The organism is Enterobacter cloacae complex sp. P2B (assembly GCF_014895985.1).
Classification (GTDB): Bacteria; Pseudomonadota; Gammaproteobacteria; order Enterobacterales; family Enterobacteriaceae; genus Enterobacter; species Enterobacter bugandensis.
This window is the reverse complement of record NZ_JADBQQ010000013.1, coordinates 17,977-41,189: the sequence shown is the minus strand read 5'-3', so window position 1 is coordinate 41,189 and position 23,213 is coordinate 17,977. Positions and strand designations below refer to the sequence as shown.

21 protein-coding genes are annotated in these 23,213 nt (G+C 56.0%); 16 read left to right on the top strand and 5 right to left on the bottom strand.

Annotated elements, in window-relative coordinates; translation table 11 throughout:
- The first annotated feature begins 141 nt into the window (after positions 1–141).
- The gene (locus IM313_RS13080) at positions 142–765 is read left to right on the top strand and encodes a helix-turn-helix domain-containing protein (RefSeq protein ID WP_028012518.1); all 624 of its coding nucleotides are present in this window, start codon (positions 142–144) and stop codon (positions 763–765) included.
- Here the strand turns inward: IM313_RS13080 and IM313_RS13075 are convergent, their stop codons facing one another.
- Positions 766–1,404: a hypothetical protein gene (locus IM313_RS13075; protein WP_192970836.1), complete on the bottom strand. Its 639-nt coding sequence runs from the start codon at positions 1,402–1,404 to the stop codon at positions 766–768.
- Entirely contained in the window at positions 1,404–2,969 is a 1,566-nt protein-coding gene (locus IM313_RS13070; RefSeq protein ID WP_192970837.1) for an ExeA family protein, read from the bottom strand. The genes IM313_RS13075 and IM313_RS13070 overlap by 1 nt, the downstream gene beginning before the upstream one ends.
- A 301-nt stretch (positions 2,970–3,270) precedes the next feature.
- Here IM313_RS13070 and gspC point away from each other — a divergent pair, with 301 nt between their 5' ends.
- The 15 genes from gspC to IM313_RS12995 all read left to right on the top strand — a co-directional run bounded on the left by gspC (position 3,271) and on the right by IM313_RS12995 (position 19,515).
- A complete protein-coding gene (gspC, locus tag IM313_RS13065; RefSeq protein ID WP_192970838.1) occupies positions 3,271–4,002 on the top strand; it encodes a type II secretion system protein GspC in 732 nt (243 codons plus the stop codon).
- Between the two features lie 13 nt (positions 4,003–4,015).
- The gene (gene gspD, locus IM313_RS13060) at positions 4,016–5,950 is read left to right on the top strand and encodes a type II secretion system secretin GspD (protein WP_192970839.1); all 1,935 of its coding nucleotides are present in this window, start codon (positions 4,016–4,018) and stop codon (positions 5,948–5,950) included.
- A 14-nt stretch (positions 5,951–5,964) separates the two neighbouring features.
- Complete coding sequence (gspE, locus tag IM313_RS13055) at positions 5,965–7,443, top strand: type II secretion system ATPase GspE (RefSeq protein ID WP_006809432.1); 1,479 nt, start codon at positions 5,965–5,967, stop codon at positions 7,441–7,443.
- Positions 7,443–8,651, top strand: coding sequence for a type II secretion system inner membrane protein GspF (gene gspF, locus IM313_RS13050; protein ID WP_045261802.1), 1,209 nt, complete (start codon positions 7,443–7,445; stop codon positions 8,649–8,651). The genes gspE and gspF overlap by 1 nt, the downstream gene beginning before the upstream one ends.
- 3 nt (positions 8,652–8,654) lie before the next feature.
- A complete protein-coding gene (gspG, locus tag IM313_RS13045) occupies positions 8,655–9,104 on the top strand; it encodes a type II secretion system major pseudopilin GspG (protein ID WP_028012525.1) in 450 nt (149 codons plus the stop codon).
- On the top strand, positions 9,104–9,589 hold the full coding sequence (gene gspH, locus IM313_RS13040; protein ID WP_028012526.1) for a type II secretion system minor pseudopilin GspH: 486 nt from the start codon (positions 9,104–9,106) through the stop codon (positions 9,587–9,589). Before gspG ends, gspH begins: the two co-directional genes overlap by 1 nt.
- Complete coding sequence (gene gspI / locus IM313_RS13035; protein ID WP_028012527.1) at positions 9,582–9,959, top strand: type II secretion system minor pseudopilin GspI; 378 nt, start codon at positions 9,582–9,584, stop codon at positions 9,957–9,959. The genes gspH and gspI overlap by 8 nt, the downstream gene beginning before the upstream one ends.
- Entirely contained in the window at positions 9,956–10,597 is a 642-nt protein-coding gene (gene gspJ, locus IM313_RS13030) for a type II secretion system minor pseudopilin GspJ (protein ID WP_045261801.1), read from the top strand. The genes gspI and gspJ overlap by 4 nt, the downstream gene beginning before the upstream one ends.
- Entirely contained in the window at positions 10,594–11,604 is a 1,011-nt protein-coding gene (gene gspK / locus IM313_RS13025) for a type II secretion system minor pseudopilin GspK (protein ID WP_192970840.1), read from the top strand. The genes gspJ and gspK overlap by 4 nt, the downstream gene beginning before the upstream one ends.
- A 15-nt stretch (positions 11,605–11,619) precedes the next feature.
- Positions 11,620–12,753, top strand: coding sequence for a type II secretion system protein GspL (gene gspL / locus IM313_RS13020; protein ID WP_192970841.1), 1,134 nt, complete (start codon positions 11,620–11,622; stop codon positions 12,751–12,753).
- On the top strand, positions 12,750–13,235 hold the full coding sequence (gene gspM / locus IM313_RS13015) for a type II secretion system protein GspM (protein WP_045261799.1): 486 nt from the start codon (positions 12,750–12,752) through the stop codon (positions 13,233–13,235). The genes gspL and gspM overlap by 4 nt, the downstream gene beginning before the upstream one ends.
- Positions 13,232–14,029: an A24 family peptidase gene (locus tag IM313_RS13010; RefSeq protein ID WP_192970842.1), complete on the top strand. Its 798-nt coding sequence runs from the start codon at positions 13,232–13,234 to the stop codon at positions 14,027–14,029. The genes gspM and IM313_RS13010 overlap by 4 nt, the downstream gene beginning before the upstream one ends.
- Before the next feature lie 255 nt (positions 14,030–14,284).
- Positions 14,285–17,011 (top strand): glycosyl hydrolase family 18 protein, encoded by a 2,727-nt coding sequence (locus IM313_RS13005; protein WP_047368191.1) that lies wholly within the window; start codon positions 14,285–14,287, stop codon positions 17,009–17,011.
- A 102-nt stretch (positions 17,012–17,113) separates the two neighbouring features.
- The gene (iagB, locus tag IM313_RS13000) at positions 17,114–17,554 is read left to right on the top strand and encodes a type III secretion system invasion protein IagB (RefSeq protein ID WP_045261797.1); all 441 of its coding nucleotides are present in this window, start codon (positions 17,114–17,116) and stop codon (positions 17,552–17,554) included.
- A 134-nt stretch (positions 17,555–17,688) separates the two neighbouring features.
- Positions 17,689–19,515 carry a chitinase gene (locus tag IM313_RS12995; protein WP_192970843.1) on the top strand — a complete coding sequence of 609 codons (1,827 nt, stop codon included), beginning with the start codon at positions 17,689–17,691 and terminating at the stop codon, positions 19,513–19,515.
- A gap of 111 nt (positions 19,516–19,626) precedes the next feature.
- Here the strand turns inward: IM313_RS12995 and IM313_RS12990 are convergent, their stop codons facing one another.
- The 3 genes from IM313_RS12990 to ltaE all read right to left on the bottom strand — a co-directional run bounded on the left by IM313_RS12990 (position 19,627) and on the right by ltaE (position 23,180).
- Positions 19,627–20,640, bottom strand: a complete 1,014-nt coding sequence (locus IM313_RS12990) for an NAD(P)-dependent oxidoreductase (protein ID WP_028012536.1) — start codon at positions 20,638–20,640, stop codon at positions 19,627–19,629.
- Between the two features lie 91 nt (positions 20,641–20,731).
- Entirely contained in the window at positions 20,732–22,168 is a 1,437-nt protein-coding gene (locus tag IM313_RS12985; RefSeq protein WP_192970844.1) for an SDR family oxidoreductase, read from the bottom strand.
- 10 nt (positions 22,169–22,178) lie between these two features.
- The gene (gene ltaE / locus IM313_RS12980; protein WP_192970845.1) at positions 22,179–23,180 is read right to left on the bottom strand and encodes a low-specificity L-threonine aldolase; all 1,002 of its coding nucleotides are present in this window, start codon (positions 23,178–23,180) and stop codon (positions 22,179–22,181) included.
- Between the last annotated feature and the right edge of the window lie 33 nt (positions 23,181–23,213).

Here is a 23,213-nt window from a genome sequence, read left to right as displayed (position 1 = left end):
AAGTAAATCAAAAAAATATTGCTGGCGGCAGGTGTTCTTATTTTCTCCTTGAGCCTTTCATCAGGAAAAGATTGTTGGTTTTCGGTTTTAATGCCGCGGCCATGCTATGTCTAATAAATCTAATCTTAAATGGGTATAACAATGTTAAGCATTTACGGTAAAAAATTACGTCCACAACCTGAAATGGAAGCCATTATTTCTGCCACGGAAGGTTTTGAAGAGAAAACCTTAAAGAAATGGCAGAAAATTTCCACTGCTGACTCTCAGTATATTCATATTATCGTCAGCGGCGAAGTCGAATTCCGTCGTGAATCAGACGAACTCTGCATGTTTACCGTCACCGGACAGTGCGTGTTTGGCCTGTCCGCTATTTTCTATCAGTCAGCCCATATGTACGGCCTGGTCCGCGCAAACACCGTGGTACGCAGCATCAAAAAAGAGGCCTTCGCGCAGCTTATGACCGAGAAAAATCTGTGGCCTGAATTGACCAAAGTGCTCTCCTGGTACATCTGCCTGCTGAGCAAACGCGATGATGTTCTGGTCGCCCGTAGCGCCTATTCTGTGGTCCGCGAATTCCTCTACGAAATTAATGAGCTGATTGTTCACCAGCAGCGCGATATTAATATCTATGACTATATTCAGGAATATACCAACCTGGCCCGCAGTACCATTATTAAAATCCTCTCCGACCTGAAAAAAGGTCAATATATTGTGGTAGAGAAAGGTCGTCTGCTTAACCTCACCACGCTCCCTGAAAAATATTAACTACTCCAGCCGGTCTCCTTTTTTACTCAAAGGAGACTGGACGTTATCGTTATGCAACAAACTGCTTTGCGATTGATCCTGCGTTTCGTCAACCGGCGGCGCGGGAATTTTGCCTTGAGAATAATCCTGCTCTTGTTCTTTCAACGCCTGCTTAAACAATTCGGCTAACGAAGCATCCTCACTTCCCGACGACGCGGTGGCGTTTTCGTGCGCCTCGGTTCCCGGCAGGGTATCACGCGAGGTATCGTGCCCGGCATCCTGCGGCACGGTGCTGTCAGGGGCCTGCTGCCAGTCAGCATCATCGGTGCTTATCGGCAGATCCTGCATGGGCGGCATCTCTTCCCGTACCGGCGCCGGTTTAGGATGCGGATGCGGGAACGGTTTACTCACGTACACATAATGCATATCGGAAAGCTGCGTTTCCGGTTTAGCGACGCTCGCTTTTACCGGTTCAGGGGTCGGGTGGCGCAAATTCCAGTAAATATGCGCGTACAGCCCTGCCATGACCAGGGCGCACAAACCCAATACCCATAAAAAGGTATGACCACAAATTTTTCTCAGGCTGGGGAGGCGGTACGAAAACCAGACCGCCTCTCCGGTGGTGTAGCTGCGCTGAGCCGCAAGACAGATGGTAGACATTAGGAATGCTTCTCCTGCGTGTTGGCGTCCGGTGTGGCATGCGTGGCCTGAATCAACACGCTCGGCGTGGTATGGGTTTCACGCATTAACTGCATCAGCGTATCTTCCCCTGGAATACCATCCACATGCAGATGCATTTTTTGCTGGAACTCGCGGGTGCGTTTCATCATCTCAGCCGTCCAGGTCTGAGCATGGGTTTCAGGCTGGCCAAGAGCCAGACTCAGCGCCTGATCCAGCCAGCCCATGTCTTTCGCATCGCTGGCGGCGCTGATGGCATCTTTGCCTTCCGGCGTCAGGCGATGCAGCTGGGTAAAGTTACCGGTGGCATGCTGGTTAAACCAGCTGCGGCTCACCTGCCAGGTGCGGTTATTCATCAGCAGATCCATCGAGTCATCGCCTACGCGGGCGACAACAGCGTAGTTAAGATGGTTACCGGTTTTGAGTTCACTGACCCACGGATAACCCTCCTGTGCCAGCGTATCCGGTGACGCGTTACCCTGTTTACACATCAGATTGACCTTCCCGGCGTTCTGACACAGCGCATCATCCGCGGAGGCGTCATACCCCCACATCAGGTACAGCTGATGCATCGCATCCGGCTGATTAACCACTTCATTGTCGATAACCGGCACGACAGGCGCGTCGGCTTTTGACTTCTGCTGTTTCCAGCTCGCCGGTACGGGAAGCTGAATCGGCAGTTTTGCATTGATTGAGGCGGTTAAATACCATCCGCAGGCGGCGAACAGAACCGAGGCGAACAATCCCACGGTCGCCAGGCGCTTACCGTGTTTTTTTGCCGGGAGGATCTCGCCTGCCGCCAGGCGTAAATGACGCGGGCTGACCTGCGCTGCACGTTCGGTCCAGGCCGCGAGCATTGACAGGTGCGCCAGTTCATTCAGTTTGCTGATGTTGCCTTTGGTCAGCGCGTGCATCTTGCGCACGCGCGCCGGGGTTAGCGGCGAATTCTCGCACCCGTGTTCTTCACACTGCGCCTGCACATAGCTGAGAAATTCCCGGCAGGTCAGGGGACGCAATGTATGACGGGTATGGGCATATTCGCGAAGTTCAGATGGGTGTAAGAGGGCGGCTTCCTGATCCGCGCTGCCCATCAGCACGATGGACAGACGGAACTCCAGCTCCTGAGCACGCGTAAGCAACATCCCCAGCACCTCACGGCAGTTCTCCTTCATCGCTTCCGCGTGACGGATGACCAGGGTTTTGCTGCGGTTTTTTCCGCCCTGCCACTGATGCAGCACGGCATCCACCGCCTGAATGCGGCTCTTGCTCTCTTTCGTTCCCGGGTTGAGCTTGTACAGCAGGCTACTGGCACTCAGCTTAGGAAACGCGTTGATGGCAATGGCGCCAGGAAGGCTGGCCTTCAGCGCATCGCTGAAGTGGCCCAGCAGCGGTGCGTCGTTACAAAAGAGCCCGATAATTCCCGCCACCTGGCTTTTCTCTTTCAGCAGGTTGAATACGTCCTGATGATAAGGCACCAGAAAATCGCCGGAGAAACCCGTGATTGTTCTGAATGGCGGTTGTTTAAATTTAAAGTGGCTCTGATACATAACGACTTACCGTCTCTGATTAGGAATAGCAACAGGACGAGAAAGTAAAGCAACGCCACAGGGTGGTCAATTTGCGCACAGGGTAAAAATATCCAGTTGCAATGACCTAACATCCCGATTTTATTTGGTCAATAGTTTTTTTTATTAAAGTTAATGGCGAAGTCGATGGTCGTATTTACGGCAGTTAATTACTATTTTTCACACATATTGGCGCAGCCCGACGCTGCTTATTTCCGCTTTGCTAAAGGCCAGATGAAAAATGAGGTTCTCATTTCTGTCACGGTGGATAACGCCTTGTATTATGTTTGTGCTGTTAATTTTTTGCGGCCAGCAAGGCTATCTGACGTTTAAAGATTATAAAAAAGTTACGAATAAGTTGGCTAAATCTGATGAACAGCCGCTGAAAAATCGTCGTGAAGAAAAGACATTTACTCTGTTCACGGCTGCGGTGCGTCAGGATAACTTACCGGCTGCCGCGAAAGCCCCGCTGGCAGCGGAAATTGAAGGAATTGTCAGCAGTGACGATGCCTGGCTCTCCTTTGCGGTGATTAAAACCTCGGCAGGCCAGCGCAGCTATCGCGAAGGCGAGCCGCTGACCGGTTTTAACGATGCCTTTATTCAGGAAATTAACAAAGACAATGTGGTGGTTAATTATGAAGGTGCTACGCAGGTACTGGCATTAAATAAGCCTGACTATTTTAAGGGCGGCGTTGACAGCGGCCCGGTAACCAAATCGACGAAAGATGCAGGCGCGGAAAGCGTGCATCTGGATGATTATCTGGTGTTAAAACCGGTAATCGAAAAAGGCCAACTGGAAGGCTACAACATCAATCCAAGGAATGCCTCAGCGTTCTTCAGCCATTCCGGGCTGGAAAAGGGCGACGTGGCTGTGAAAGTCAACTCTGTCGATATGACCGATGAAGCAAAGGCAAAAAGTATTATTGCCAACTGGTCGAAAATGAAAGAAGCGGAGGTCGTCGTCAGACGTCACGCTCACCTTGAAAATATTCGGGTTAATGTTCTAAACAATTAACAAGTGTACAGACATGAAGAAATTTCCTTGGGCGTGCGTGGCGCTGACCGCATTGTCGTTATATTCCAGTTCGCTGCTTGCAGCCAACTTTAGCGCGAGCTTTAAAAATACCGATATCCGCGAGTTTATCGATACGGTAGGCCGCAATCTTAACAAAACCATTCTCGTCGACCCGTCCGTTCAGGGCACGGTGTCGGTGAGAACCTATAACGTGCTGACGGAAGATGAGTATTACCAGTTCTTCCTGAGCGTGCTGGACCTGTACGGTCTGTCGGTGATCCCGATGGACAACGGCATGGTCAAAGTGGTGCGCTCAAGCGTAGCCCGCACCGCCGGGGCCCCGCTGGCCGACAGCAAAAATCCGGGCAAAGGCGATGAGATCATCACCCGCGTCGTGCGCATGGAAAACGTGCCGGTGCGTGAGCTGGCCCCGCTGCTGCGCCAGCTGAACGATGCCACCGGTATCGGTAACGTGGTGCATTTTGAGCCGTCGAACGTCCTGCTGTTAACCGGGAAAGCCTCGGTGGTGAACCGCCTGGTGGATCTGGTGCAGCGCGTCGACAGAGACGGCATTCAGCGTCGCGAAATCGTACCGCTGCGCTTTGCGTCCGCCAAAGAGCTCTCCGACATGTTGAACAACCTCAACAACGAAGAGCAGAAGGGGCAGAACGCGCCGCAGCTCGCCACCAAGGTGGTAGCGGATGACGAGACCAACAGCCTGGTGATCAGCGGTTCGGAAGATGCGCGCATGCGCACCCGTTCCCTGATCCATCAGCTGGATCGCGAGCAGAACAACGAGGGGAATACCCGCGTCTTCTACCTCAAATACGCCAGCGCCACCAAAGTGGTTCCGGTGCTGACCGGTATTGGCGAGCAGCTGAAAGACAAGGCGGGTGCGCCGAAGTCGAAAACCGCCACGTCGGCCAGCGATCTGAATATTAGCGCCGACGAGTCAACGAACGCGCTGGTGATCACCGCGCAGCCTAACGTGATGAACTCCCTGGAGAAGGTGATCGACAAGCTCGACATTCGCCGTCCGCAGGTACTGGTGGAAGCGATCATTGCTGAAGTGCAGGACGGTAACGGCCTGGATCTCGGCGTGCAGTGGACCAGCAAGCACGGCGGCGTGCAGTTCGGCTCAACCGGCCTGCCTATCAGCCAGATTAAAAACGGCACCATGAAGGAGGCAAGCTTCACTGGCCTGGCGACCGGTTTCTTCAACGGCGACTTCGGCGCCCTGATGACCGCGCTCTCCACCGACGGTAAAAACGACATTCTCTCCACGCCGAGCGTGGTCACGCTGGATAACAAAGAAGCGTCGTTTAACGTGGGCCAGGACGTGCCGGTCCTTGCCGGTTCGCAGACCACCAGCGGCGACAACGTCTTTAACTCCGTTGAGCGTAAGACCGTCGGTACCAAGCTGAAAATTGTGCCGCAGATTAACGACGGTGACATGATCCACCTGAAGATTGAGCAGGAAGTTTCCAGCGTTGACAACAGCGCGACGGAAGACGCCAGCCTCGGCCCAACCTTCAACACTCGCACCATCAATAACGAAGTGATGGTCCACAGTGGCCAGACGGTGGTGCTCGGCGGCCTGATGGAAAACGTCACCAAGCAGTCGGTTTCCAAAGTGCCGCTGCTCGGCGATATCCCGCTGGTGGGCCAGCTGTTCCGCTACACCTCGCAGGACACGTCGAAACGCAACCTGATGGTGTTTATCCATACCACCGTCCTGCGTGACGACGACAACTACAGCGCCGCGTCGAAAGAGAAATATGACCAGATCCGCGTTCGCCAGATGCAGCGCGTGGAGGAGAAAAAGCTCGGCATTATTGAGCCAGCGGATAACGCCATTCTGCCCGCGTTTCCGTCTGCCGACACTAAGACGGCCACCCATGCCGCACCGGTGAAAACCAGCGCGACACGCAATCCGTTTAAAGAGTAAGGCGGAGGGGCAACGTGGACGAACTGAGTAAAACACTGTGTAGCAGCAGCTACGCAAAAGATAACGGCGTTTTATTTTATAACAATGACGTCTATATCCGTGATGACACCCCGGCATTTGCACTGCTGGAAGTGCGCCGGGTGCTGGGACGCGCGTTCGTCCCGGTCACCCTCACGCCGGAAGCGTTTGACGAGATGCTGGCCAAAATCTGGCAGCAGAGCAGCGGCGTCTCGCAGCAGCTGGTGGACGATATGGACGCCGATATCGACCTGATGGCGTTAACCGAGGAGATCCCGGATAACGAAGATCTGCTCGATAACGACGAAAACTCGCCGGTGATCCGCCTGATCAACGCCATTCTCGGCGAGGCGGTGAAGGACGGCGCGTCGGATATTCATATCGAAACCTTCGAGCGCACGCTGAGCATTCGCTTCCGCGTTGACGGCGTGCTGCGCCCGGTGCTGCAGCCTGCGCGCAAGCTCGCGCCACTGCTGGTATCGCGCATCAAGGTCATGTCAAAACTCGACATCGCCGAGAAGCGCCTGCCGCAGGATGGCCGTATCTCCCTGCGCATTGGCCGCAAGGCGATCGACGTGCGCGTCTCGACCATTCCGTCCCAGTACGGCGAGCGCGTGGTGATGCGTCTGCTCGATAAAAGCAATCTTAAGCCTGACATCAATAAGCTGGGCCTGATTGATGAAGAGCTGGAGAAGCTGAAAGGGCTGATTGACCGCCCGCACGGCATTATCCTGGTCACCGGGCCGACAGGCTCCGGTAAAAGTACCACCCTGTACGCCATTCTTTCGGCGCTGAACGGTCACGAACGCAACATTCTGACCGTAGAAGACCCGATTGAATACGAGCTGGAAGGGGTGGGGCAGACGCAGGTTAACCCGCGCGTGGACATGACCTTTGCCCGCGGGCTGCGCGCCATTCTGCGTCAGGACCCGGACGTGGTGATGATCGGGGAAATTCGTGACGGTGAGACCGCGCAAATTGCGGTGCAGGCGTCGCTTACCGGTCACCTGGTCATGTCTACGCTGCACACCAACAGCGCCGCAGGGGCGATCACCCGCCTGCGGGATATGGGGCTGGAATCCTTTTTAATCGGTTCATCGTTGCTCGGTGTCATTGCCCAGCGTCTGGTGCGTCGGCTGTGTACGCACTGCCGGACCACCAGTCCGCTGGATGCCAATGAAAAAGCGCTGTTCAGCTTTATGGACGCGCCGCCAAAAGCAATCTACCGCGCGGTGGGCTGTGAACACTGCCGCCAGAGCGGCTATCAGGGCCGGGCCGGTATTCATGAGTTCCTGGTGGTGGACAGCACCATGCGCCGCGCCATTCATGAAGATAAGGACGAAATGTCCATCGAGACGCAGCTCTTTAAGCAGGCTTACAGCCTGCGTGAAAACGGGCTGCTGAAGGTGATTAGCGGCGTGACCTCGCTGGAAGAGGTGATGCGCGTCACCGCCGAGCGTGGGGGGGATGCGTAATGGCCTTCTACGCCTGGACCGCAACGGACGGCGCGGGGAAAACCCAGCGCGGCACGCTGCAGGCCGAGGGGCAAAAGCAGGTTCGCCAGTGGCTTCGCGAGCAAAAGCTGATGCCCGTCAGCATCAACGAAACCCGCGAGGCGGCGGCGTCCGGTAAAGCGAAAACCGGCGCAAAGCTCTCCACGCCGGTGCTGTCGATGTTTACCCGCCAGCTTTCGACGCTGGTCAACGCCGCGCTGCCGCTGGAGAGCGCCCTGAAGGCTATCTCGAAGCAGACGGAGGACAAAAAGCTGGCGGCGATGGTGGTGGAGATCCGCGAGAAAGTAGTGGAAGGCCACACGCTGTTCGACGCGTTTAGCCAGTTCCCGCGCACCTTCGACAAGCTCTACTGCACCCTGGTGATGGCCGGCGAAAAAACCGGCCACCTGGGCGACGTGCTGGAGAAGCTGGCGGAGTACAACGAGCAGCGCCAGAAGATGAAAAGCAAGCTGACGCAGGCGATGGTCTACCCGATTACCCTGACCGTGGTCGCCATCGCGGTCATCAGCATTCTGCTGGTGGCGGTGGTGCCGCAGGTGATCGAGCAGTTCACCCACATGAAGCAGCAGCTGCCGATCACCACCCGCACGCTGATTGCGGTGAGTGATTTTCTGCAGGCGTACGGGATCTACATCGTGGGGATCCTCGGCGGCGGGTTTGTCGGCTTTAAGACCTGGCTGAGAAACGCCAAAAACCGTTTTCGCTGGCACAGCTGGCTGGTGAACGGCTCGCCGATCAAAAAGCTGGTATGCGCCATCAACAGCGCCCGCTATATCCGCACCCTGAGCATTTTGCAGGCCAGCAGCGTGCCGCTGCTGGAGGGGATGTACATCGCGATGGACGGTATCGAAAACCTCTACGCCCGGCAGGTGCTGGAGCAGGCGGCGGATACCGTGCGTCAGGGGGCATCGCTCTATGCCGCGCTGGAACAGGCGAAATTATTCCCGCCAACCATGCTGTATATGATTGCCTCCGGCGAAGAGAGCGGGGAATTAGGCAATTTAATGGACCGCGCGGCGGAAAACCAGGAATCGGCATTGCAGCATCGAATTACATTAACGCTGTCGGTATTTGAACCGGCGCTGGTGGTATCCATGGCGACGATTGTTTTATTCATCGTGCTGTCAATATTACAACCGCTTCTGCAACTTAATAATATGGTAGGTTAAATCATGGCTTTAAAACGTAAAAACCTGGCGCGTCAGGCGGGTTTCACCTTGCTCGAATTAATGGTGGTCATTGTTATTCTCGGCGTACTGGCGAGCATGGTGGTGCCAAACTTAATGGGCAATAAAGAAAAAGCAGATACGCAAAAAGCAACCAGCGATATTGTCGCGCTCGAAGGTTCGCTGGATATGTATAAGCTGGATAACCACCGCTACCCGACAACCGAGCAGGGTTTACAGGCGCTGGTCACCAAGCCTGAAATCGCGCCAATCCCAAACGGCTACCGTGCTGATGGCTATATCCGTCGCCTGCCGCAGGACCCGTGGGGCGGAGATTATATTCTGGTTAGCCCGGGCGAACACGGCGCGGTCGACGTCTTCTCCGCCGGTCCGGACGGTGAAGCCAATACCGCCGATGATATTACGAACTGGTCTCTGGATAAGAAAGAGAAATAATGAATAAACAACGCGGCTTTACGTTGCTGGAAATTATTCTGGCGCTGGTGATATTTGCCAGCTGCGCCATGATGGTGGTGTCAACAATACCTTCACGCAGCGGTGCGGATATATTTGGCCAGCAATTAAAAGCCCTCGTTGATTATGGTTCAGACCGTGCGGTGATGGACGGAAATATCGTCGGGCTGGTCATCACGACGGATAATTATCAGCTGGTGACGCTCGAGGATAAAAACGGCGAACGTCACTGGGTGCCGTTATCCGCCGGGCGTATTACCACCAAAGGCGATTTCCCGGAAGAGATGCACGTTTCGCTCTCGCCCCAGCGCCTTGCCGCCACGGTAAGCGCCGATCCGCAGGTGCTCTTTTTACCGGACGGCGAAATCAGCCGCTTCACGCTGACGCTGCAAAGCTATGACAAACAGCACCATTTCCGCGTGGTGTCGCAAGGCGCTGCGCCTGTATCGGTAGAGAACGATGGCTAACGGCAAAAAGCAAAAGGGGATGACGCTGCTGGAGGTGATGGTCGCGCTGGTGATCTTCTCCACCGCCGCGCTGGCGCTGATGAACTCCGTCTCCCTGAACGTGCGTTTCACTCACGGCCTGGCCGACACGCTGCAGGCCAGCTGGGTGGCGGAAAATCAGCTGGCGGAAGCGCAGCTCACGAAAACCGACTTCCCGGACGCCGAGGCGCAGGGGACGGAAATCATGGGCGGGCGCAGCTGGAACTGGCGCAAGCAGCGGGTGAAAACCGCCGACAACGGCTGGGCGAACGCCATTCGCGTCTACGCGGAAGGGGACGACAGCCAGCCGGTTATCGCTTTGCAGATCGTTCCGCCGGGAGAGAGCAAGTGAAAAAAACGCGACGCCAGCGCGGGTTTACCCTGCTGGAGATCATGATTGCCCTGACCATTTTCGCGGTGATCAGCACCCTGGCCTGGCAAATTCTGGACGGCGCAATGCGCACCAGTTCGGCAACCGACGCCAGCGCCGCGAAGCTCAATCAGCTGCAGCGGGCCTGGAATCTGATGGAGCGCGATTTCTACCAGCTGCAGGCGCGCGCCCCGCGTAACGAGCCGGATCTGTTTCGTCAGGTGGATGATGCGCTTGAGCTGACCACGCTGAATGGCGTGAGCGGAACGATCCAGCTGGAGCGTGTGCGCTGGCGCCTGGAAGAGGGGCGTCTGTATCGCGACGTCTGGCCGGTGATTGATGGCCCGGTGGACGCGAAGCCCGATGAAGTGCCGATTGTCAGCGAGGTGAAATCCCTGCAGTGGCGTTTTTATCGTCAGGGCTGGCAGAAAAGCTGGAGCGACCCGGCGCATCTGCCGGACGGCGTGGAGCTGACGCTGACCATGGAAAATGGCGATACCTGGCGCTGGGTCTTTACGACCCCGGGCGATATGCCTGAAGCGGCGGCGCCAGCGCCCGCCGCTGCGCCAGAGACCACGCCTGCGCCGGTGGCGGCACCGGCACCGGAAGCAAAATCATGAGTGCATTACGTAAACAGAAAGGGGTAGCGCTGCTGGTGGTGCTGATCCTGCTGGTCATGATGTCGGCGCTGGCCGCCAAAATTAGCCAGCAGTTCTGTCGCAATCTGCAGAAAACCCATTATCAGGTCAGCCAGCAGCAGTTGCGCTGGGCGATGCAGGCGCAGGAGAAGGTGGTGAAGGACCGCCTGCAGACCGACGCCACCGGTGAAAACAAGGCTCTGAACCTGGAAGGCGACTGGCACCAGCCGCTGGAGACGCGGGGCGAAGATTATACGGTGCTCAGTCAGGTGGAAGACGCGCAGGACTGCTTTAACGTTAATAACCTGCTGGCCGCAGAGAAAATACCACAGGGGCAAAACGCGCCCGCCGTGCCGGAAAAACCGCGCAACGAGCAGATTGTTGAACAGATCCTGACGGAAAGCGGCATCAGCCACACTACGGCAGAAGAGGTGTATCAACAGCTGGTGGACTATCTCGATGGCGACGCGACGACGGCCAAAGACGGTGCAGAGAGCGATGCCTGGGCGGGCGTTGTGCCCGCCCGACAGCCCGCGAACCAGATGATGCGCACCATTGCGGAGATCAAACAGCTGCCCGCGTTCCCGGTAGCGGCATACCCGAAGGTGAGCAAGCTGCTCTGCGCGCTGCCGGACTCTGCCAGCAAGGTGGATGTGAACACCCTGAAACCGGAACAGGCCGCCTTACTGGCCGCGCTGTTCCCCGGAAAATTAACGGAAGATGATGCCGTTCGCCTGATTGATTCGCGTCCAGAAACCGGCTGGGAAAATATGGAAACCTTCAGCAAAGCGCTGGAGCAGACCTTCCCGCAGTTGAAAGACGATCTCCCGCAGGTGGCTGAGCTTCTCTCCATCAGCAGCCGGTATTTCCGCGTGAACTATACCGGCAATACCGATGAATTAACGCTTCGCGTGGTTAGCCAGCTTCAGGTCAATAACGAGGCCGGTGAGATCGTGACGTGGCAACGTCGTTACCGAATGATTGAATAAGAAAAGTAGATCGCTATGAAACAGGTACTTTTTGTTCGTCCCGATAACCGCGAGGGCGGGAAAATAATGGGGTGTGTCTCCGGCAGCCAGCAGGTTGAGACGCTGGAGAGCCTGGACGCGCTGGCGGACCACCCACTGGCGGCCCGTGTTTGTCTGCTGCTGCCCGCCAGCAGCATGATCTTCCGCCATTTTACGCTGCCGAAGAAAGTCGCCTCTCAGGCGACGGCATTCTCCTGGATGGCGGAAGAGACGCTGATTGGCGAGGTGGATAATCTCCACTGGACGGTGCTGAACAAAAAAGGCGCTGAGGTTGATGCGGTGGCGATAGACGCCGATCTGCTGCGCGGGTGGTTAAGCCGCTGTCAGGAGGCGGGGTTAAAAGTGATCCAGGTGCTGCCGGATGCCTGGCTGCTGCCCGTGACGGCTGGCGGAAGTACTCTTGTCGCTCAGGACGACGGCTACTGGCTACGTTTATCACCGCATGTTGCCAGCGAAATGGAAGCGAGCCTGCTGCCGCTTCTGATGCAGAAGGCCGGAGAGGGGGAGGTGTGCTGTTACGGCGAAGCGCCTGCTGGTGTGGACGTCGACATTGCCCAGCCCTGGCAGCATCCGCTGGTGCTGATCCAGCCGCAGTGGCAGGCCTGTCGCGTGAATCTGCTTCACGGTGAATTCAGCCTTAAGGCCGGTAACGGGCGCGTCGCGAAAAGCATGAAAGCCGCAGTGGCGATTGCGGCCCTGCTGTCCGTTGGCCTGCTGCTGGGGCCGCGCGTTGCGATGGCCTGGATGCTGGTGCAGCAGGAAAACCAGATACAGGAGGAGATCCTCCAGGTGTATAAGCACCATTTCCCCAGCATGCGTCACCAGACCAATATCAAATATCACTTTGGTCAGAACGTCAAAAAACAGAGTAAGGGGATTTTCCTTCAGCTGGACGAGCTGGCGGCCGCCCGGCAGTCAGTGCCTGCGATGGAAATCGATCTGCTGGAATACGATGCGCAGCAAAACACGCTGACGCTGAGCGTCAGCGCGCAAAACCAGCCCGCGTTGCAGGCGTTTGTTAACCAGACCCGTGAGAATTTCGATTTTACCTTACAGCCTGTTTCAACCACCGAACCCTATACCGCCATGATCGCAGGGAAACATAAATGAAAGAGCGAATCGCGCAGCTGAAATCACGCTACCAGAACTACAGCGCCCGGGAGAAAGTTATTTTAAAACTCTGCATCGTTGCCCTGCTTGGGGCTGCGGTGTATTACGCAGGAGTCATCCCTTTGGATAATATGATTCAAAATAGTAAATCGACGCTTAAAAGACAAAAAGAGACGCTTAACTGGATGCGCAATGAAATTGATAAAAATCATCTTCAGGTTCAGTTAGTCAAAACGGATAATCCACGCACAGTGGTCGAGAAAAGCGCCAATGAAATTAACCTGTCGCTGACGGACGTGCGCCAGGAGGGACAAACTTTATCGTTCGTGGTTAATCGGGTAAATGTTTATGAATTAAAAAACTGGCTGCGCGAAATTAATCAGACCTCCGGCGTCAGATTGCAAAAAATAAACCTCACGCCGGTTGACCATCTCAGCGATGTAAAAGCGCAGGTGCAGCTCACCTGGGCAAAAAACGCATGAATACCTTCTCGCTGATCCGGGAGGCCTGCCCGGTTAGTTTTCCGATAATGAGTGCGATCCTGGGCGGGATTATGGGCAGTTTTCTTGGCGTTGTTGCCGAGCGCCTGCCGGGAATTGTGATGGATGAAGAGGGAAGCGGCAATCTGCTCTTTCCTGCCTCGCACTGTCCGGTGTGCCAGCACACGCTTGCTGCATGGGAAAATATTCCCCTGGTCAGCTGGCTGTTATTACGGGGACGCTGCCACCAGTGCGGCACGACCATCCCGCTGCGGTTATTTTTGATCGAATTTTTCTCGGCGCTGTTTTTTGGCGTTACGGCCTGGTGCATGCCGGACGTTCAGGGGTTGTTTTCGCTGTGGTTACTCGCGCTGTTTTTACTGCCTCTGGCGATAATCGACTGGCAGCATCAGCTTCTTCCGGACTGCCTGACCCAGCCGCTGTTGTGGGCAGGTCTCTTACTCCATGCATTTGACCACAGATTGCCGTTGCAGGACGCGCTGTTCGGTGCGGTAGCGGGCTATCTGTCGCTCTGGCTGCTTTACTGGGCCTTTCGCCTGCTGACCGGGCGGGAAGGACTGGGCTACGGCGATTTTAAGCTGCTGGCGGCCTTAGGTGCCTGGTGCGGCTGGCAGGCGCTGCCTTCAATTGAACTTGCCGCAGCGTTGAGCGGTATCGCGGGCTATTTCGCGTTAAATAATTTAAATAAAAATAACCTCACTATTTCTTTCGGACCCTATCTGTCATTTGCTGGAATAGTCGTGTTTATTGGACAGCAGTTTGCTTTCATATTTTAAATATACAGGTCAAGTTTTTTTATAAGTTTTTTTGACGGTGGAAGAGAAGGATGTCTCTTTGCGCTCAGTGTATCGTAAAAGATATAAGCTACACGGAATTTGGGCTTGTATCTTTTTATGGAGGAATACAACGCAGCAAGACGTTTTTTGTCACGGTTTTCAGGTTGGTTAAATACGCATTACGCAAATAGACTCCATGCTCTCAAGGAAGACATGGATTATTACGTTACGAATAAATTTATCAGGAAATAAAAAATGAAATTTATGAAGCCTAAATATCTGGCGCTTTTTGTTGCAGCCGCAACAAGCTCAGTATTTGCAGCGGCGCCGGGTACACCGTCAATTACATCAGGCAATGATAAGTTTGCGCTGGTAGAGGTGGATCAGGCGGCACAGGACTACAACAACCTCATCAAAGTGCATAAAGATGGCGTTGACGTGAAGGTGGAGTGGAACGTCTGGAGCGGCGATGCCCCAACGTCTGCAAAAGTTTTGCTGGACGGCAAGACCGTCTGGACCGGTGCGGGTAGTGCCGCAGGCTCTGCGACCTTTAAAGTGAAGAAAGGCGGACGCTATCAGGAGCAGGTCGAGCTGTGTAACGACAGCGGCTGCACCAAGAGCGCCAGCAAGCTGATCATCGTGGCGGACACCGACGGTAGCCACCTGCTTCCTCTGAACACCCCGCTGCTGGAAAACAACAAAGCGTTCGCGCAGCACACCGATAAAGTGGTTGGCGCTTACTTCCCTGAGTGGGGCGTGTACGACCGTAACTTCTCGGCAGACAAAATTCCTGTCGCGAACATTAACCACCTGCTGTACGGCTTCATTCCAATCTGTGGCGGCGACGGCATTAACGACAGCGCCAAATCCTCCGGCGCGCTGGAGTCTCTGAAACGCGCCTGTCAGGGCCGCCAGGACTACACCGTGGCGATCCACGACCCGTGGGCTGCGCTGCAAAAACCTCAGCAGGGCGTAAGCAACTGGGACGACCCGTACAAAGGCAACTACGGCCAGCTGATGGCGATGAAAAAAGCCCATCCTGATCTGAAAATCCTGCCATCCGTAGGCGGCTGGACTCTGTCTGACCCGTTCTATCAGATGGATAACAAAGTGCTGCGTGACCGCTTCGTTGCGTCCGTTAAAGACTTCCTGACCACCTGGAAAGTATTCGACGGTGTGGATATCGACTGGGAATTCCCGGGCGGCGGCGGTGAGAACGCCAAGCTGGGTAACCCGCAGACCGACAAAGCGACTTACACCGCGCTGATGCATGACCTGCGTCAGATGCTGAACGAGCTGTCTGCGGAAACTGGCCGTACCTACGAGCTGACCACGGCAATCGGTGCAGGTAAAGATAAGATCGAAGACGTGGACTACAACACCGCGCAGCAGTACATCGACCATATCTTCCTGATGAGCTACGACTTCTACGGTGCGTGGAGTAATACCGATTTGGGTCACCAGACCGCGCTGTACGGTGCGTCCTGGAAACCAGATACCAACTACACCACCGATAACGCAGTGAAAGAGATGCTGGCGCAGGGCGTTCAGCCTGGCAAGATCGTCGTCGGTGCGGGCATGTATGGCCGCGGCTGGACCGGCGTTCACGGTTACACGGGTGACAATCCATTCACCGGTACCGCGACAGGTCCAATCAAAGGGACATGGGAAAACGGTATTGTTGACTACCGTCAGATTGTAAACCAGATGCTGGGCAAACCAGGCTGGGAATACAAATACGACGAAGCAGCAGAAGCGCCGTACGTGTTCAACAAATCCACCGGTGAGCTGGTGACATACGATAACGCCCGTTCCGTCAATGCGAAAGGCAAATACGTGCTGAGCAAAAACCTGGGTGGTTTGTTCGCATGGTCTATCGAATCCGATAACGGCGATATCCTGAATGCCATGAACGAAAGTCTGCTGGGCGGCAGCTCTACGCCTGTTGAGCCGGTTGTAACCAACCATGCGCCGGTCGCTTCTGCAACCGACATGACGGTAACGGGCCCGGCGACTGTCACGCTCGACGGCTCAGCCTCCAGCGACCAGGACGGCGATGCGCTGACCTATAAATGGACGCAGGTTTCCGGCGCCACCGTGACCCTGGCGAACAGCACCAAAGCGAAAGCCAGCTTCAGCGTACCGGCCGTGACCAGCGATCAGAACCTGGTGTTCCGCCTGACCGTGACCGACGCGAAAGGGTTGAGCAACGCTATCGACGTACAGGTAGTGAACAAAGCGCCTAAGGCCAACCAGGCTCCGGTGATCAATGCCATGGAATCCGTTACCGTTGAATCCGGTGAAGCGATTTCTCTGCATGCACAAGCCTCCGATCCTGATGGCGATGCGCTGACCTACAGCTGGAGCGTACCGGCTGATATGAACGCAACGGGTACCGATACTGCTAACGTTCGCATCACTGCGCCAGAGGTGAACAATACCTCTTCTTACACGCTGAGCGTTGTTGTGACGGATGGTAAAACCAGCGTGCAGTCTAACGTGCAGGTGACTGTGAATCCTAAACCGGCTGACGTAACGCCACCGGCTGATGAGGTGACTCCTCCGGCTGACGATGTGACCCCACCAGCTGACGATGTGACCCCTCCGGCTGATGATGTGACTCCGCCATCTGACGAAGGTTCTGCAACCGGTAGCTGCGATGCGCCTGTCGATGCTAACGCCAGCAAATATGCTGCGTGGGATGCCAGCAAAATCTACAACAATGGCGATACCGTAAGCTTCGACCATCTGGTGTGGAAAGCGAAGTACTGGACGCAGGGCAACCAGCCTGGCTTCGGTGTGGATGCATGGGAACTGGTGAGCAACGTGAAGATGAACTGGCGTTCTGACCTGGTCTATAACGGCGGTGATACCACCACTTACCAGGGCAGCGTTTACCGTGCCAAATGGTGGACCCGTGGTGATAACCCGGCTAACAGCGACGTATGGGTAAAAGAAGGCGCAGCAACAGACTGCAAATAATCTAGCCCAATAAATGCTCCCCCCTTATTGGGGGGAGCAATTCAAACTTCATTTTACAGGATGTTGGCCAGGAGAAATAACCGCAAATGTCAGCAGGTAAAAATGAAAAAGTTAATATTATTGTTATTGATAATAAGCCAAAGCGCACTGGCAAATTGTTGGGACAGAGCTGCACATTATTATCATGTCGATCCTTATTTACTGTATGCCATTGCTAACGTTGAATCCGGGATGAACCCGTATGCGGTTGGGCAAAACCACGATGGCACTCGCGATGTGGGATTAATGCAAATAAACAGCTCGCACTTTACGGAGCTTGAGAGCAAAGGCATTGATGAATATCAGTTGATGGCCGAACCCTGTACCTCAATTATGGTGGGAGCGTCAATTCTCTCAAACATGATTAAGGTCTACGGCTATAACTGGGAAGCGGTGGGAGCTTATAACGCCGGGTTGAAAAAAGAGAATTATCCGCAGCGTATGATGTATGCCCACAAAGTCTGGAAAAAATATCAGGAATTGAAATTAGCAGCGCGTTATTAACGTTTTTTATTTTTTGAAGAATTCCTTTTGGTGTTCTTCGAAAAGTGAAAACAGCTGTCTGTGGTTTATTTATTAATGGATTAATACATAAACCGGGATTCTTTTTTTAATCTTAACGAAACAGGAATATTGAAATGAACAAAAGGACGTTACTGAGTGTACTTGTTGCTGGTGCTTGCGTTGCACCTTTTATGGCGCAGGCTGCCTCTTTGCAGGCGACCACCGGCGAGCCGTACACCATGAAAGCCAGCGATCTGGCGAAGAAAGAGCAGGAGCTCACTAACTTCCCGCTGATGACCTCCGTTAAAGAGACGATTCAGACCCTTGATAACGCGCAGGTCGAAATGATTGAGCCAGGCCGTGCGGCGAACCCGGACAACGTTAAGCGCGTGGAAGGGATCGTGAAGGCCAGCGACTGGGATTATCTCTTCCCGCTGCGCGCTCAGGCCTATACCTACAGCAACTTCCTGAAAGCCGTAGGTAAATTCCCGGCGCTGTGTAAGACCTATAACGACGGTCGCGACAGCGATGCGATTTGCCGCAAAGAGCTGGCCACCATGTTTGCCCACTTTGCCCAGGAAACCGGCGGCCACGAAAGCTGGCGTCCGGAAGCCGAGTGGCGTCAGGCGCTGGTCCACGTGCGTGAAATGGGCTGGAGCGAAGGGCAGAAGGGCGGCTATAACGGCGAATGTGACCCGAAAGTATGGCAGGGCCAGACCTGGCCGTGCGGTAAGGATAAAGACGGCGACTTCCTGAGCTACTTCGGTCGCGGCGCGAAGCAGCTGTCCTACAACTACAACTACGGTCCGTTCTCCGAAGCAATGTACGGCGACGTGCGTACCCTGCTGGATAAACCTGAGCTGGTGGCGGATACCTGGCTGAACCTGGCGAGCGCGATCTTCTTCTTCGCCTACCCGCAGCCGCCAAAACCAAGCATGCTGCAGGTTATCGACGGCACGTGGCAGCCGAACGATCATGATAAAGCCAACGGTCTGGTCCCTGGCTTCGGTGTGACCACCCAGATCATCAACGGCGGCGTAGAGTGCGGCGGCCCGACTGAAATTGCTCAGTCTCAGAACCGTATCAAGTACTACAAAGAGTTCGCGAACTACCTGAAAGTGCCTGTTCCGGCCAATGAAGTGCTGGGCTGCGCCAACATGAAGCAGTTCGACGAATACGGTGCCGGCGCCCTGAAGATCTACTGGGAGCAGGACTGGGGATGGAGCGCGGATACGCCAGACGGTAAGACCTACTCGTGCCAGCTCGTGGGCTACCAGACGCCGTTCAGCGCGTTCAAAGACGGCGACTATACCAAGTGCGTGCAGAAGTTCTATAACGTCAATATCGTGAACGATGACGGCTCTGCCGTAACGCCGGACGAAACCCCGGTAACGCCAGCGCCAACGCCTTCAGAAGATGAAACGCCGGCACCAGCTCCAGCGCCAACGCCGGATGAAACCCCGGCTGAACCTGTTGCGGTGAACCACGCGCCGGTTGCGCAGATTGCGGGTCCAATCGGTGCCGTTGAAGCGGGCGCACAGGTTTCTCTGAGCGCGGAAGGCTCTACCGACGCGGACGGCAACAAGCTGACCTACACCTGGCATTCTCAGGATGGCCAGACTGTGACCGGCGAAGATAAAGCGGTGGTGACCTTCAAGGCGCCTGAGTCCGCAACGGCGCAGCAGATTGAAATCAGCCTGACCGTCAGCGATGGCGAGCTGAGCAATACCACCACTTACCTGCTGAACGTGAAAGCGAAAGCGGCAACGCCATCAGGTGACGAAGGTACTTACCAGGCGTGGAGCGCGAACAGCAAGTACAACGCAGGTGATATCGTGAACAACCACGGTAAACTGTTCCAGTGCAAACCGTTCCCGTACAGCGGCTGGTGTAACAACTCCCCGGCATACTATGAACCAGGCGCAGGTCTGGCATGGGCTGATGCCTGGACGGCTCTGTAAAAGCAAACGGCAACCGAAAGGTTGCCGTTTTAGTATTTGCACTTTCCCCTCTCCCCGGAGGCGCGAGGGGATGTAGGCCCGGTAAGGCGAAGCCGCCACCGGGCAAAAAGGCTAGCGGTGCAACTTCCCGTGATCCCGTAACCACGCCGCCGTGCGCACAATGCCTTCATCCAGCGTCACAATCGGCTTATACCCCAGCTCAGTCTCCGCGCGCGTGATATCCAGCGTAAAATCAAAGTTAAGCTTCGATACGCCGTAGTGCGTCAGCGCGGGCTCTTTGGCGGATTTACTGCCAAAACGCTCCATGCTGCGGGCGATCATGTCCAGCATCGGGTAGGGCACGGAACGGATACGGCAGTCGATCTGCAGTTCATCAATCAGCCGCTGCACAATGCTGCGCAACGTGCACGGTTCACCGTTGGTGATGTTATAGGCGCGACCGGAGATAAGCTTATCGCAGTCCGGTTGGCTTGCCAGCCACATGGCGTGGACGGCATTTTCGTAATAGGTCATGTCCACCAGCGCATCGCCGCCGCGCGGCAGCAGCACGCTGCCGTAGTGGTGCATCATCTGCGCCAGACGCGGAATAAACACTTTGTCGTGCGGTCCGAAGAGGCTCTGCGGGCGCAGGACGGTAAAACGGGTATGCGGGTTTGACTGCGCCAGCAGATCGATCACCTCTTCGCTGGCCGCCTTGCTGCGGGCAAACTCGCAGGCAAAGCGAGCAGGGCGGAAATCTTCCTGCACGTCGCGATGGTGGTGATAATCAAAATAGAGCGACGGGGAGGATATATGGATAAAGTTACGCACGCCCCAGGCGACGGCCCATTCGCCCAGACGACGCGTGGCGCGCACGTTGGCGAGATCGAAGGCTTCCTGGGTTCCCCACGGGGAGGTAAAACTGGAGCAGTGCCACAGCGTGTCGATACCGGCGAGCATCACCTTCGCCTGCGAGGAGACCAGCTCCGTCAGGTCGGCATGGACGAACTCCGCGCCCATTTTTTGCAGCAGTTTCCCCATCGCTTCGTTGCGACCGGTGGCCCTGACGCTGATGCCCTTGTTGCGCAGAAATTCGACCGCATTTCGGCCTAAGCCGCTGGTCGCCCCGGTAACCAGTACCTTCATATCAATCCACTGTGTTGAAAAGAATTTCGTGCGCATTCTTTCGTGAATTACGATGTGTTGCAATGGGAAAGGTGAAAGAAAGAGGGTTTTATTAACTTATTTTCGTCTTTTGTTCTGCCAGTTGCGCAATGCGTTTTGCCATTCCCCGGAAGATAAACAGATGGGCGGGGATCATAAACAGCCAGTAGAACAGACCCGGCATCCCGTGTGGGTGCCACCAGGCGCGAACGTCCAGTTCCCGATGATCGCCTTTGTCCTTGAGCGTAAAGCAGAGCCGCCCCAGCCCCGGCGCCTTCATGCCGAACAGTAGCGCCAGCTGTTTTTCCGGCTCGACGACGATCACCTTCCAGCTGTCGACCGCATCGCCTGGCTTAAGATACGGATGCGCCGGGCGGCCTTTCGCCAGCCGGTGACCGACCAGCAGATCCATCGCACCGCGCGTCTGCCAGAGGATATTGCCGAAGAAATACCGCTCTTTGCCGCCGATCTGGTTCACCACCTCCCACAGCGCGTGAAGGCTGGCAGAGGTTTTTACCGTGCAGCCCGCCTGCTTCGGGTAATAGCCGTACTCGGGGCGCCAGCGGGCAAAGGCCTGCGCGTCGTAGCCCCAGTCGCTGGAGTTTACCAGCTTCTCTTCTTCTTTCAGCGTATGGCGCACCGCGTCGTCAAAGCGGATCAGGTCCTGGGGAATTAAGGCGCGCAGCGCGCGATCGTCCGCCAGCAGATCGTGTTTTAGCCCCTGGATCAGTGCTTTGGCAGTCGTCGGGGGAACCGAGGTGATCACATTCAAAAACCACACCGATATCCAGCGGGTCGGGAAGGGAATGGGGATCAGCCAGCGGCGGCGTCCGCTGACGCGCATGAAATGTTCGAACTGCTCCTGATAGCTCAGCACTTCCGGGCCTGCCGCCTCCAGCACGCGGTGTTGCTCTGCCGGGTGATCCAGCAGGGCCACCAGATAGTGGAGCAAATTCTCCAGCGCAATCGGCGTGGTGCGCGAGCGCACCCAGCGCGGCGGGGTCAGCACCGGCAGGTTGTAGACCATATCGCGCATTACTTCGAAGGCGGCGGAACCCGCGCCGACGATGATCCCGGCGCGCAGTTCGGTGACGGGAATATTCGCCCCGCGCAGCGTGTCTGCCGTCAGTTGGCGGGCGCGCAGATGGTCGGACTGCTCGTGTTCGGGTGCCTGGAGCGAGCTTAAAAAAATCACCTGCTTAACCGGGGTTTGCAGCAGGGCATCGCGGACGTTCATCGCCACCTGACGCTCGTGGGCGATAAAATCCCCGCCTTCGCCCATGCTGTGGACCAGGTAGTAAAGCGTGTCGACCCCTTCCAGCAGCGCGGGGAGTTCCTTCGGCCAGTTGAGATCGACGTTGTGACAGGTCACGCCAGGCAAACCAAGCTTTTGCAGGCGCTCGGTATTGCGTGCCGCTGCCCGCACCTGATACCCCTGCTGGCTTAATGCAGTAGTGAGGTGCTGACCGATATATCCGCTGGCGCCAAGCACCAGAATATGTTGCGGCACGTGATACTCCTTAACCCTGTAAAAACGCCTGCCAGTGTTTCACCACGTCGGCCAGCTGTTCGCGGCTCACGTCGAGATGCATCACCAGGCGCACGACCGGGGAGGCGTTGATCAGCACGCCACGCGCTTTCATAAACTCACCCAGCGCAGCGGCGTGCTCGTCGCCCACGCGCACAAAAAGCATGTTGGTGTCGTGACGCATCACGTCCGCGCCGATCTCGCGCAGCTGCGTTGCCATCCACGCGGCGTTGTCATGATCGTCCTTGAGGCGCGCCACGTTATTTTTTAACGCGTACAGTCCCGCAGCCGCCAGAATGCCCGCCTGACGCATGCCGCCGCCGGTCATTTTACGCCAGCGGTTGGCGCGCTTGATGTAGTCTGCGCTGCCGACCAGCAGCGAACCCACCGGCGTGCCCAGCCCTTTTGAGAGGCAAATGGTGAACGAGTCGCAATATTGCGTTATCTCTTTCAGCTCGCAGCCATACTCCACCACGGCGTTAAAGATGCGCGCGCCGTCGACGTGCAGGCCGAGGTTGCGCTCGCGGGTAAACGCCCACGCCGCTTTCAGGTATTCGCGAGGCAGCACTTTACCGTTGTGGGTGTTTTCGAGGCTGAGCAGCCGGGTGCGGGCGAAGTGAATATCGTCAGCTTTGATTTTTGCCGCGACTTTATCCAGCGGCAGGGAGCCGTCCGGCGCGGCGTCAATCGGCTGCGGCTGGATGCTGCCAAGCACCGCCGCGCCGCCAGCTTCGTACAGGTAGTTATGCGCACCCTGGCCGACGATATACTCTTCGCCGCGCTCGCAGTGGCTGAGCAGTGCCACCAGGTTAGCCTGCGTGCCGGTCGGCAGGAACAGCGCGGCCTCCTTGCCGCTCAGCTCTGCCGCATAGCGCTGCAGTTCGTTGACCGTCGGGTCATCGCCGTAGACGTCGTCCCCGACCGGGGCGGCCATCATCTCTTCGAGCATGGCGCGGCTCGGGCGGGTAACGGTATCACTACGCAAATCAATCATTTCACATCCCTTTATTTTAAGAGGTCATGCGAA

Excerpts from the sequence above, each read along its gene's own strand:
- gspI (WP_028012527.1), top strand. The coding sequence starts at position 9,582 with ATGGCTAACGGCAAAAAGCAAAAGGGGATGACGCTGCTGGAGGTGATG.
- gspG (WP_028012525.1), top strand. The coding sequence starts at position 8,655 with ATGGCTTTAAAACGTAAAAACCTGGCGCGTCAGGCGGGTTTCACCTTG.
- gspK (WP_192970840.1), top strand. The coding sequence starts at position 10,594 with ATGAGTGCATTACGTAAACAGAAAGGGGTAGCGCTGCTGGTGGTGCTG.
- gspC (WP_192970838.1), top strand. The coding sequence starts at position 3,271 with ATGTTTGTGCTGTTAATTTTTTGCGGCCAGCAAGGCTATCTGACGTTT.
- iagB (WP_045261797.1), top strand. The coding sequence starts at position 17,114 with ATGAAAAAGTTAATATTATTGTTATTGATAATAAGCCAAAGCGCACTG.
- IM313_RS12990 (WP_028012536.1), bottom strand. The coding sequence starts at position 20,640 with ATGAAGGTACTGGTTACCGGGGCGACCAGCGGCTTAGGCCGAAATGCG.
- gspL (WP_192970841.1), top strand. The coding sequence starts at position 11,620 with ATGAAACAGGTACTTTTTGTTCGTCCCGATAACCGCGAGGGCGGGAAA.
- ltaE (WP_192970845.1), bottom strand. The coding sequence starts at position 23,180 with ATGATTGATTTGCGTAGTGATACCGTTACCCGCCCGAGCCGCGCCATG.
- gspD (WP_192970839.1), top strand. The coding sequence starts at position 4,016 with ATGAAGAAATTTCCTTGGGCGTGCGTGGCGCTGACCGCATTGTCGTTA.
- gspM (WP_045261799.1), top strand. The coding sequence starts at position 12,750 with ATGAAAGAGCGAATCGCGCAGCTGAAATCACGCTACCAGAACTACAGC.
- gspF (WP_045261802.1), top strand. The coding sequence starts at position 7,443 with ATGGCCTTCTACGCCTGGACCGCAACGGACGGCGCGGGGAAAACCCAG.
- IM313_RS13010 (WP_192970842.1), top strand. The coding sequence starts at position 13,232 with ATGAATACCTTCTCGCTGATCCGGGAGGCCTGCCCGGTTAGTTTTCCG.
- IM313_RS12995 (WP_192970843.1), top strand. The coding sequence starts at position 17,689 with ATGAACAAAAGGACGTTACTGAGTGTACTTGTTGCTGGTGCTTGCGTT.
- IM313_RS13075 (WP_192970836.1), bottom strand. The coding sequence starts at position 1,404 with ATGTCTACCATCTGTCTTGCGGCTCAGCGCAGCTACACCACCGGAGAG.
- IM313_RS13080 (WP_028012518.1), top strand. The coding sequence starts at position 142 with ATGTTAAGCATTTACGGTAAAAAATTACGTCCACAACCTGAAATGGAA.
- IM313_RS13005 (WP_047368191.1), top strand. The coding sequence starts at position 14,285 with ATGAAATTTATGAAGCCTAAATATCTGGCGCTTTTTGTTGCAGCCGCA.
- gspH (WP_028012526.1), top strand. The coding sequence starts at position 9,104 with ATGAATAAACAACGCGGCTTTACGTTGCTGGAAATTATTCTGGCGCTG.
- IM313_RS13070 (WP_192970837.1), bottom strand. The coding sequence starts at position 2,969 with ATGTATCAGAGCCACTTTAAATTTAAACAACCGCCATTCAGAACAATC.